This window comes from Amycolatopsis acididurans, from assembly GCF_012328925.1.
Classification (GTDB): Bacteria; Actinomycetota; Actinomycetes; order Mycobacteriales; family Pseudonocardiaceae; genus Amycolatopsis_E; species Amycolatopsis_E acididurans.
In genome coordinates this window covers 1-10,989 of record NZ_JAAXLS010000011.1, presented here as the reverse complement: position 1 = coordinate 10,989, position 10,989 = coordinate 1, and the positions used below count along the sequence as shown (strand labels likewise).

The 10,989-nt window shown below is 70.4% G+C and carries 8 protein-coding genes; 7 read left to right on the top strand and 1 reads right to left on the bottom strand.

The features are described from left to right. The first annotated feature begins 146 nt into the window (after nucleotides 1-146). The 4 genes from HFP15_RS17850 (at nucleotide 147) to HFP15_RS17835 (ending at nucleotide 3,931) form a co-directional block, all read left to right on the top strand. Nucleotides 147-2,012 (top strand): acetolactate synthase large subunit, encoded by a 1,866-nt coding sequence (locus tag HFP15_RS17850; RefSeq protein ID WP_168517002.1) that lies wholly within the window; start codon nucleotides 147-149, stop codon nucleotides 2,010-2,012. Beyond that, entirely contained in the window at nucleotides 2,009-2,515 is a 507-nt protein-coding gene (gene ilvN, locus HFP15_RS17845) for an acetolactate synthase small subunit (RefSeq protein ID WP_168517000.1), read from the top strand. The genes HFP15_RS17850 and ilvN overlap by 4 nt, the downstream gene beginning before the upstream one ends. Nucleotides 2,516-2,552: 37 nt before the next feature. After that, entirely contained in the window at nucleotides 2,553-3,566 is a 1,014-nt protein-coding gene (gene ilvC / locus HFP15_RS17840) for a ketol-acid reductoisomerase (RefSeq protein ID WP_168516998.1), read from the top strand. An 89-nt stretch (nucleotides 3,567-3,655) separates the two neighbouring features. Next, nucleotides 3,656-3,931 (top strand): DUF397 domain-containing protein, encoded by a 276-nt coding sequence (locus tag HFP15_RS17835; protein ID WP_168516996.1) that lies wholly within the window; start codon nucleotides 3,656-3,658, stop codon nucleotides 3,929-3,931. Between the two features lie 17 nt (nucleotides 3,932-3,948). On the opposite strand, the gene HFP15_RS17830 is transcribed toward HFP15_RS17835, so the two are convergent. Then, nucleotides 3,949-5,058 (bottom strand): FAD-dependent oxidoreductase, encoded by a 1,110-nt coding sequence (locus HFP15_RS17830; RefSeq protein ID WP_168516994.1) that lies wholly within the window; start codon nucleotides 5,056-5,058, stop codon nucleotides 3,949-3,951. Between the two features lie 52 nt (nucleotides 5,059-5,110). On the opposite strand from HFP15_RS17830, the gene HFP15_RS17825 reads away from it, so the two are divergent. The 3 genes from HFP15_RS17825 (at nucleotide 5,111) to HFP15_RS17815 (ending at nucleotide 10,947) form a co-directional block, all read left to right on the top strand. Next, on the top strand, nucleotides 5,111-5,791 hold the full coding sequence (locus tag HFP15_RS17825; RefSeq protein ID WP_168516992.1) for a TetR/AcrR family transcriptional regulator: 681 nt from the start codon (nucleotides 5,111-5,113) through the stop codon (nucleotides 5,789-5,791). 114 nt (nucleotides 5,792-5,905) lie between these two features. Then, complete coding sequence (gene serA, locus HFP15_RS17820) at nucleotides 5,906-7,504, top strand: phosphoglycerate dehydrogenase (protein WP_168516990.1); 1,599 nt, start codon at nucleotides 5,906-5,908, stop codon at nucleotides 7,502-7,504. Nucleotides 7,505-7,650: 146 nt separating this feature from the next. Further along, on the top strand, nucleotides 7,651-10,947 hold the full coding sequence (locus HFP15_RS17815) for a S8 family serine peptidase (RefSeq protein WP_168516988.1): 3,297 nt from the start codon (nucleotides 7,651-7,653) through the stop codon (nucleotides 10,945-10,947). The last annotated feature ends 42 nt before the right edge of the window (nucleotides 10,948-10,989 follow it).

Sequence of the window (10,989 nt, the reverse complement as noted above, 5' to 3'; positions counted from 1 at the left end):
TTCCCAAGCGCGTCGACGCTTAGGAAGTAATTCTGCGTCGACGCGCGACCCTCGTGCGACCTCATGGTCGGCGGGGGTTTTTTGTTGCCCAGACCGACCACACCCGAACGAGTGACAGCACCCACGAGACCCACGAGGCAGAACTGATGACAAGCGCCACCTCGCGATCGGAAAACAAGGCCGGATCCACCCCGGCTGCCGCGTCGCCCGCCCAGCTCGGGGCCCGCCCCAAGCCAACCCCGCCCGCCGGCACGCCGGTACGGGTCACGGGTGCGCAGTCGCTGGTGCGGTCGCTCGAGGCGGTCGGCGCGGAGGTCGTGTTCGGTATTCCGGGTGGCACCATCCTTCCCGCCTACGACCCGCTCCTGGACTCGACGAAGGTGCGGCACGTCCTCGTCCGCCACGAACAGGGCGCGGGCCACGCCGCGACCGGGTACGCGCAGGCGACCGGCAAGGTCGGCGTGTGCATGGCCACCTCCGGTCCCGGGGCGACCAACCTGGTGACCCCGCTGGCCGACGCGAACATGGACTCGGTCCCGGTCGTGGCCATCACCGGCCAGCAGACCAGGGCCCTGATCGGTACCGACGCGTTCCAGGAAGCCGACATCTGCGGCATCACCATGCCGATCACGAAGCACAACTTCCTGGTCACCGACCCCGTGGACATCCCGAGGGTCATCGCCGAGGCGTTCCACCTCGCCAGCACCGGCCGTCCCGGCCCGGTGCTGGTCGACATCCCGAAGGACGTGCTGCAGGAGCAGACGTCGTTCTCGTGGCCGCCGGAGATGCGGCTGCCCGGCTACCGGCCCACGCTGCGCCCGCACGGCAAGCAGGTCCGCGAGGCCGCGCGGCTGATCGCCGAATCGCGGCGCCCGGTGCTCTACGTCGGCGGCGGCGTGATCAAGTCGCAGGCGCACGCCGAGCTGCTGCGCCTGGCGGAGCTGACCGGCATCCCCGTGGTGACCACGTTGATGGCCCGCGGCGCGTTTCCCGACTCGCACCCGCAGCACCTCGGCATGCCCGGCATGCACGGTTCGGTGGCCGCGGTCGCCGCGATGCAGCGGGCGGACCTGCTGATCGCACTGGGCGCGCGGTTCGACGACCGGGTCACCGGCCGGCTGGACTCGTTCGCACCGGACGCCACCGTCGTGCACGCCGACATCGACCCGGCCGAGATCTCCAAGAACCGCAAGGCCGACGTGCCGATCGTGGGGGACTGCGCGGAGATCATCACCGAGCTGATCGACGCGGTGAAGGCCGAGACCGAGCGCACCGGCGAGCCGGACCTCGCGGCGTGGTGGACCCAGATCGGCGCGTGGCGCGACACGTTCCCGGCGGGCTACGAGTGGCCCTCGGACGGCACGCTGTCCCCGCAGTACGTCATCGAGCGGATCGGCGAGCTGGTCGGCCCGGACGCGGTCTACGCCGCCGGCGTCGGGCAGCACCAGATGTGGGCCGCGCAGTTCATCAAGTACGAGAACCCGCGCACCTGGATCAACTCCGGCGGGCTGGGCACGATGGGCTTCGCGGTGCCTGCCGCGATGGGGGCCCAGTTCGGCATGCCGGACAAGCAGGTGTGGGCCATCGACGGCGACGGCTGCTTCCAGATGACCAACCAGGAGCTGGCCACCTGCGCGATCGAGGGTGCGCCGATCAAGGTCGCCGTGATCAACAACGGCAACCTGGGCATGGTCCGCCAGTGGCAGAACCTGTTCTACGCCGAGCGGTACTCCAACACCGACCTCGGCACGCACAAGCACCGCATCCCCGACTTCACCCTGCTTGCGGAGGCGCTCGGCTGCGCCGGTCTGCGCTGTGAGACGAAGGAGGAGGTCGACGACGTCATCCGCCGCGCGATGGACATCAACGACCGCCCTGTCGTGATCGACTTCGTGGTGGGCAAGGATGCACAGGTGTGGCCGATGGTCGGCCCCGGCGCCAGTAACGACGAGGTCATGGCCGCCCGCGGCATCCGGCCGCTTTTCGACGAGGACGAGGTGACGCCCCAGTGAGTACGCATACGCTCAGTGTGCTGGTGGAGAATGTGCCCGGGGTGCTCGCACGGGTCGCCGGACTGTTCTCCCGCCGCGGCTTCAACATCGAGTCCCTCGCAGTCGGGCCCACGGAGAACCCGGAGGTGTCCCGGATGACGATCGTGGTCGCCGTTGAGGAGCTACCGCTCGAACAGGTGACCAAGCAGCTCAACAAGCTGATCAACGTCATCAAGATCGTGGAGCTCGAGCAGTCCACGTCCGTGCAGCGCGAGCTGTTGCTGGTGAAGGTGCGCGCCGACTCGACGGTGCGCAGCCAGGTGCTGGAGACGGTGCAGCTCTTCCGTGCCAAGGTGGTCGACGTGTCACCGGAGGCGCTGACCATCGAGGCCACCGGCACCGGCGACAAGCTGAGCGCGCTGCTGCGGATGCTGGAGCCCTACGGCGTCCGTGAGATCGTGCAGTCCGGCATGGTCGCGGTCGGCCGCGGTGCACGCTCCATCACGGCGACCTCACCCCGCTAAGCGTTACAGATAAGTCAGGAAGGAATCAGTTCCCCTCATGTCAGTCGAAATCTTCTACGACGACGACGCCGATCTGGCCATCATCCAGGGTCGCAAGGTCGCCGTGATCGGGTACGGCAGCCAGGGCCACGCGCACGCGCTGAGCCTGCGGGACTCCGGGGTCGATGTGCGCATCGGTCTGCCGGAGGGGTCGAAGTCGCGTGCCAAGGCCGAGGAGGAGGGCCTGCGGGTACTCACCCCGGCGGAGGCCTCCAAGGAGGCCGACGTGATCATGATCCTGGCGCCCGACACCAAGCAGCGCTTCATCTACGCCGAGGACGTCGAGCCGAACCTCAAGGACGGCGACGCGATCTTCTTCGGCCACGGCTTCAACATCCGCTACGAGCTGATCAAGCCGCCTGCCAACGTGGACGTCGCCATGGTCGCGCCGAAGGGGCCGGGCCACCTGGTGCGCCGCCAGTTCGTCGACGGCAAGGGCGTGCCCTGCCTGATCGCGGTCGAGCAGGACCCCTCGGGCAACGCGCAGGCGCTCGCGCTCTCCTACGCGGCCGCCATCGGTGGCGCCCGCGCCGGAGTCATCAAGACCACCTTCAAGGAAGAGACCGAGACCGACCTCTTCGGTGAGCAGTCGGTGCTCTGCGGTGGTGCCTCCGCGCTGGTCCAGACTGGCTTCGAGGTGCTGACCGAGGCCGGGTACGCGCCGGAGATCGCCTACTTCGAGGTGCTGCACGAGCTCAAGCTCATCGTCGACCTCATGTACGAGGGCGGCATCGCCCGGATGAGGTACTCCATTTCGGACACCGCCGAGTACGGCGACCTCACCCGCGGCCCGCGCGTGATCACCCCCGAGGTGAAGGAGAACATGCGCAAGATCCTGGGCGAGATCCAGGACGGCACGTTCGCCCGCGAATGGGTCGCCGAGGACGAGAACGGCCGGCCGAACTTCCACAAGCTGCAGGAAGCCGGCGAGCAGCACCCGATCGAGGAGACCGGTCGCAAGCTGCGTGGGCTGATGTCCTGGGTGGACCGCCCGATCACCGAAACCGCCTGATCGTTCGCACTTCGTGACGGCTGCGGAGGCCACCATCCCCCATGATGGTGGCCTTCTCGGCTTTCCGGGGCACGGTTTACCGTGTGCGCATGAGTGGAGAGCGGGGTCTGCCCGGGGACGACAAAGCCGACGTCCGCGATGTGCTGAATCTGGAAACCGCACAGTGGCAACGAGCAGAGCCGCCCGGCGAGACCATTGAGGACGCGATCGAGTTCGCTTTCGTCCCGCACAGCGACGGCGTGACCTACACGGTGTTGCGTCAGTCCACCGAACCCGAGGGCACCGTGCTCGTGTTCACTCCGTCCGAATGGGACGCCTTCGTCGCGGGCGCCCGCGACGGCGAGTTCGATCTCCCCGTCGCCTAGCGGCGATCTGCTCGGGTTCAGCCCGGCTGGAAGAACGCGAGCAATTTCTGGGCGGCGTCCGGCGACATCAGCAATTCCTGCATGTCCGCCGACATCCGGGCGGCGGCACCGGTGCGGTCGAACATCTCGCGTTCGTATTCCTCGATGGCGGCGGGAAAGTCGCCAGGGCGGGCGGCCAGTGCGAGGCCGAGTAGCGCTCCGTCGAGCAGCGCCATGTTGGCGCCCTCGCCGACCGGCGGCATCAGGTGCGCGGCATCCCCGACCAGCGTGACGTCCGGCTTGGACGCCCAGGTCAGGCCGATCGGGAGGGTGAAGATCGAGCGCGGCACGACCGTGTCGTCGCAGGCCTCGATCAGCGCGGTGAACCGCGAGTCCCAGCCGGACAGCAGCTCGATCAGCCGCGCCCGGGCGGCCGCCGGGTCGTCGAACGGGATCGCGCTGGTGGCGAACCAGTCCTCGCCGGTGTGGTAGAAGCTGACGCCGATGCGCATGCGGCCGTCGCCGTTGCGCTGCGCCGCCAGGGACATCCCGTCGCCGAGCACCCAGTAGTTGCCGCGCCCGACCATCGTCGCGAGGCCGGGGTGCGTGCGGTCGACATCGGGAATGCCGACCTCGACGACGTTCTGGCCGATGTGCTCCGGGCGGGCGTCGGTCAGCAGCGCGCGCACCCGGGAATGCGCGCCGTCCGCGCCGACCAGCAGGTCATACGGCGCACTGCTGCCGTCGGCCAGGCGCAGCACGCCGTCGCCGGCGGATTCGAACGCCCGGCCCCAGCGCACCACGCCCGCGGGAAGGGAATCCAGCAGCAGGTTCCGCAGATCGGCGCGGTCGACCTCGGGCCGGTCGAGCGGGGCGTCCTCGGGCGTGTCCTCCTGGAGCAGCAGGGTGCCGTCCGGCTGGAGAAGACGCATGTCCTGGCCTTCACCGCGGGCGATCTCGAAGAACCGCTCGATCAGACCGGCCTCCCGCAGCGCCCGCTGACCGGAGTGGATGTCGAGCATGCCGCCCTGACCGCGCGCGTCCCGCGAGGTTTCACGCTCGTACACGACGCTGTCGATGCCGTTGACGTGCAGCACCCGCGCGAGGGCCAGGCCACCCAGCCCGGCTCCGACGATCGCGATGGTCATGGCTCCCCCTCCGATACGCTGTATTTCTCAATACACTGTATCGTCACGAGGCATGGTGGTGTGGGAACGGCCGGAACCGCCGCGACGACCGGCGCCGGCCCAGCTGAGCCGGGAGCGGATCGTGCGAGCGGCGATCCGGCTGGCCGATGCCGACGGCCTGGAAGCGGTGTCCCTGCGCAAGGTCGCCGCCGCGCTGAAGGCCGGGCCGATGCGGCTGTACGGCTACATCGCCACCAAGGACGAGCTGCTCGACCTGATGATCGACGCGGTCTACGCCGAGATCCGGCCGGCCGGAGACGGTTGGCGGGCGGTGCTGCGCTCCCTGGCCGAAACCACCCGGCAGGCGGTCCACGAGCACGAATGGCTCGCCGACCTGATCGGCGGGCGGCCCCAGCTCGGGCCGCACGCGCTGGCCAGGGGAGAGGCGGTGGTCTCCGCGCTGGGCGGCGTCGGCGTCGACCTCGTCATGCCGGTGGTCGCCGCGGTCGACGCGTACGTGATCGGCACGGTGCGCCGGGAAATCGCCGAGCGGCGCGCCGAGCGGGCCACCGGAATGGACACCAAGCAGTGGCAGCACGCCTTCGGCCCCTATCTGGAGCGGACCTTCGCGACCGGACGGTTTCCCGCGCTCGCCACCGTCGTCCGCGACGCCGCCCACCTGGACGCCGACGAGACCTTCCGGACCGGCCTCGACTGCCTCCTCGACGGGATCGAGGCACGCATCTCACGGTGAGCGGTTCGGCAGATCTTGTTCGCGCCGGGGTTGCGCTCCCGTTAACAGTGCGCTGAACTGCGCGACTAGACTCCTGAGCATCCGACCGCGAGCTGCATTACCGGGAGCCTGATCGTGACGAACCCCAGCAAGCCCGTAGTCCTCATCGCCGAGAAGCTCGCACCTTCCGTGCTGAGCGTCTTCGGCGACGAGGTGGAGGTCCAGCATGTGGACGGCACCGACCGTCCCGCGCTGATCGAGGCGGTGAAGGGGGCCGACGCGCTGCTTGTCCGGTCCGCCACGAAGGTCGATTCCGAGGTGCTCAGCGCCACCACGCGGCTGAAGGTCGTGGCGCGCGCCGGCGTCGGCCTGGACAACGTGGAGGTGCCCGCCGCCACGGAGCGCGGCGTGCTGGTCGTCAACGCGCCGACCTCGAACATCGTCTCCGCCTGCGAGCACGCCATCGCGCTGCTGCTGGCCGTGGCCCGCCGCGTGCCCGCCGCCGACCAGAGCCTGCGCGGCGGCGAGTGGAAACGCAGCTCCTACACCGGCGTCGAGCTGAGCGGCAAGACCGTCGGCGTGGTGGGCTTCGGCAAGATCGGCCAGCTGTTCGCGCAGCGGCTCGCCGCGTTCGACACCACGATCGTCGCCTACGACCCGTACGTCTCGGCCGCGCGTGCCGCGCAGCTGGGCGCCGAGCTGGTCAGCCTCGACGAGCTGCTCTCGCGCGCCGACGCGATCTCCATCCACCTGCCCAAGACGCCGGAGACCGTCGGCCTGATCGACGCCGAGGCGCTCAAGAAGACCAAGCAGGGCGTGATCATCGTCAACGCCGCGCGCGGTGGCCTCATCGACGAGGGCGCGCTCGCCGATGCCCTGCGCAGCGGCCACGTCGGCGGCGCGGGCATCGACGTGTTCGTCAAGGAGCCCACCACCGCCAGCCCGCTGTTCGAGCTGCCCAACGTCGTGGTCACCCCGCACCTCGGCGCCTCCACCAACGAGGCGCAGGACCGGGCGGGCACCGACGTGGCGCACTCGGTGCTGCTCGCGCTGCGCGGTGACTTCGTGCCGGACGCGGTGAACGTCGCCGGTGGTGGCGTCGTCGGCGAGGAGGTGCGCCCGTACCTGCCGCTCACGCAGAAGCTCGGCACGGTCGTGTCGGCGCTGAGCCAGCAGGCGCCCTCGTCGGTCACCGTAACGGTCAGCGGTGAGCTCTCCAGCGAGGACGTCAAGGTGCTGCAACTCGCGGCGCTGCGCGGAGTGTTCTCCAGCGTCGTCGAGGACCAGGTGACGTTCGTGAACGCGCCGCGGCTCGCCGAGGAGCTGGGCGTGCGGGTCGAGCTGGTCACCGAGTCGGAAAGCCCGAACTGGCGCAGCCTGGTCACCGTTCGCGCGGTGCACCCCGACGGCAGCACGGTCACGGTCTCCGGTGCGGTCACCGGCAAGGACGAGGTGCAGAAGGTCGTCGAGGTCAACGGCCGGCACTTCGACATCCGCGCCGAGGGGCACGTGCTGCTGCTCGAGTACCCGGACCGGCCGGGTGTGATGGGCCGCGTCGGCACGGTGCTCGGCGAGGCGTCGGTGAACATCGAGGCGGCGCAGATCAGCCAGACCACCGACGGCGCCGACGCGATCATGCTGCTGCGCGTGGACCGCGAGGTCGACGCGCACCTGCTGGACCCGATCGCGGCGACCGTGGGGGCGCGCACGATCCGCGCCATCACGTTCGAATAGGTCGTTCAACGGAAGATGGCCCCGGGCCCGCCCGGGGCCTTTTTCGTGTCCATTCCCGACGAAAGTCGGGTTACTCCGGTTTGCCCTGGGCTGTCGCCGGATGGTCGGTTAGGTTCACATCCTCGCCTTGATCAGGAGTGGACTCGATGAGACCTTGGGCCCGGCGGTCCTTCGCGGCCGTCTTCGCCGTCGCCGTGACGACAACCTTCCCCGGCACCTCCAGCGCCGCCGAACCCGATCCGCTCGCCGAGGGCGTGCCCACCGCGAAGGTGACCGGCCTCGCCGGCAAGCTTTCGCCGCGGCTCGGTGCGTCCGCGGGCAGGATCACCGCGTTCGTCGAACTGGCGCAGCAGCCCGCCGTGGACGCCTACAACGCCGAACAGGCCAAGGGGGCCGGCCCGGCGAGGGCGAGGGACGCGGCCAACGCCGCGAAGGCGAACGTGGCCAACCTGGCCGGCTCGGTGCTCGGCCAGCTCCGCTCGCTCGACGCGGGCACCAAGGTGCTGTACCAGACCGCCAACGCCGTTTCCGGCATCGTGGTCACGGCCGACGCGGCGAAGATCCGCGAACTGGCCCAGCGGCCGGACGTCGTGGCGATCCGCACCGTCGTGCCCAAGACCCGCGGCAATTCGAGCGCCGCGCAGCTGACCAGCACGCTCGCCGCGTGGCAGCAGACCGGCCGCTACGGCGACGGCGTCAAGGTCGGCGTCATCGACGACGGCATCGACTACACGCACGCCGATTTCGGCGGCCCCGGCACCAAGGCGGCCTACGAAGCGATCGACCGGTCGAAGGCCACACCGCTGTTCCCGACCGCCAAGGTCGTCGGCGGCACCGACCTCGTCGGCGACGACTACGACTCCGCGGGCACCAGCGGCGACCCGCAACCCGTGCCGGACCCCAACCCGCTCGCGTGCGGTGAGCACGGCACGCACGTCGCAGGCACCATCGGCGGCTACGGGCTCGACGCCGACGGCGGCACCTTCACCGGCGACTACTCGACGCTCAGCGCCGACGCGCTCAACGCGATGCGCATCGGTCCCGGCACCGCTCCGAAGGCCTCGCTGTACGCGATCAAGGTCTTCGGCTGCACGGGTTCGACGAACGCCACCGCGCAGGCCATGGACTGGGCCCTGGACCCCAACGGTGACGGCGACTTCACCGACCACCTCGACATCGTCAACATGTCGCTGGGCAGCGACTACGGCGCGCCCGACGACCCGGACTCGCTGTTCGTGCGCAAGCTCGCCGACAACGGCGTGCTCTCGGTGATCTCCGAGGGCAACGGCGGGGACCTCTACGACGTGGGCGGCTCGCCCGGCAACACCCCGGAGGCGCTGACCGTCGCCAGCATCCGCGACGCGTCGGTGCTGCGCGACGCGGCGGATGTGACCGCTCCCTCGGACAGCGCGGGCCGCCAGGGCGGCCAGTACAGCCAGAACTACACCGGCTACGACACGCTCGACGCGACGAACCCGGTCGTGAAGCCGTCCGCCGCCAACGCCGACGGCTGCGCGGCCTACGGCGCCGCCGACAAGGCGCTCGCGGCGGGCAGGTACGTGTGGCTCGAATGGGACGACAACGACTCCACCCGCGCCTGCGGTTCGGTCGCCAGGGCCGACAACGCCCAGGCGGCCGGGGCGAAGGGCGTGCTGCTGTCCTCGGCGCTGGAGCATTTCGCGGCGGGCATCGCGGGCAACGCGGCCGTGCCGATGTTCCAGCTCACCGCGTCGGCCACCGCGCGGCTGCGCCCGGCGCTGGACGCGGGCACCCTGTCCGTGCGGCTCTACGGCGCCGGCCGGGCCGCGCTGCCGACCTTCGATTCGTCCATTGTGGATACACCGAGCTCGTTCACCTCGCGCGGTGTGCGCGCTCCCGCGGTGAAACCGGACGTGGCCGCGCCCGGTGACACGATCTCCTCGGCGTTCCGCGGCAGCGGCGACGGCAGGACCGTCCTTTCGGGTACGTCCATGGCGGCCCCGCACACCTCGGGCATCACCGCGCTGGTCCGCCAGGCGCATCCGGATTGGACGGTCGAGCAGATCAAGGCCGCGGTCGTGAACAGCGCGGGCCACGACGTCGTCGCGGACGGCAGAACCTATGCGCCGCAACGGGTCGGCGCCGGGCGGGTCGACGCGAAGGCGGCGCTGGACAACGCGGTGCTCGCCTACGTGCAGGACGACCGCGGCGCGGTGAGCGTCAGCTTCGGCACCGTCGAGGCCGGTGGCCCGGTGACGCTGTCCAAGACCATCAAGGTCGAGAACAAGGGCGGCGAACCGGCCCGGTACAACGTCGCCTACGAGGCGGTCACATCGCTGCCCGGCGTGGCCTACGAGGTGTCGTCGAACTCGGTGCGGGTGCCGCCGCGCGGGGCGGCCGACGTGCGGGTGACCCTGAAGATCCCCGACCCGGCCGCGCTGCGCAAGATCGCGGACCCGACGGTGGCGGCCACCCAGGCGGGGCTCGCGCGGCAGTTCCTCGCCGACGCGTCCGGCCGCGTGGTGTTCGCGCCCTCGGGTGGCGGCGTCGCGCTGCGGGTGCCGGTCTACGCGGCGCCGAAGCCCGTTTCGGCGATCACCACCCCGAACACGCTGTCCTTCCGCGGGAACCAGGCCGTGCTGAACTTCGGCGGCCGCGGCGTGGACCAGGGCAGCGGCAGTCAGCGGTACCAGTCCTTCCTCAGCGTCCTGGAACTGCAGGCCACCTCGCCGCGGCTGCCGGCGTGCCGGGGCAGGCTGACCGGCGGATGCGCGATCAACGACACCGCGAAGGGCGGAGACCTGCACTACGTGGGTGCGGCCTCGACGGCGCCGCTGGCCAGGCAGCAGGGGCACGCGCAGGACGCGCTGCTCGCGTTCGGGCTGTCCACCTGGGGCGACTGGGCCGACATCGGCAGCAACACGATCCCGTTCGTCGACATCGACACCACCGGCGACGGCACACCGGACTTCGAGTCCTACGTGACCAAGGCGACGGGCACCGACGTGCTGCTGGTGAACACGGTCGACCTGCGCGACGCCTCGTTGCCGGCGGTCGACGTGCAAGCCGTGAACGGGCAGCTCGGCGACGTGGACACGAACGTCTTCGACACCGACGTCATCCTGCTGCCGGTGAGCATCAAGGCGCTGGGCATCGACCCGGCGGCCGCGTCGCACAAGATCAGCTACATGGTCGGCGTCGCCGGCTACTACACCGCGCCGAGCAGCGAGGACGGCTTGATCGACAGCGTCAGCACGCCCCTGACGTTCGACGCGCTCGCGCCCGGCTACTTCACGCAGGGCGGTGGCGACCCGGCGCTGGTGTACGCGGCGAAGCCGGGCACGGCGCTGGTGGTCAACCGCGATCCCGCGTCGGCGGAGAAGTCGCTGGGCCTGCTCGCGCTGGAGCACCACAACGGCAAGGGCACCCGCGCCTCGGCGATCCACATCGTGGGCCGCCCGTAGTCCCGGACCGGGGGACCCTCGTCCGGGCGCCCGGACGAGGGT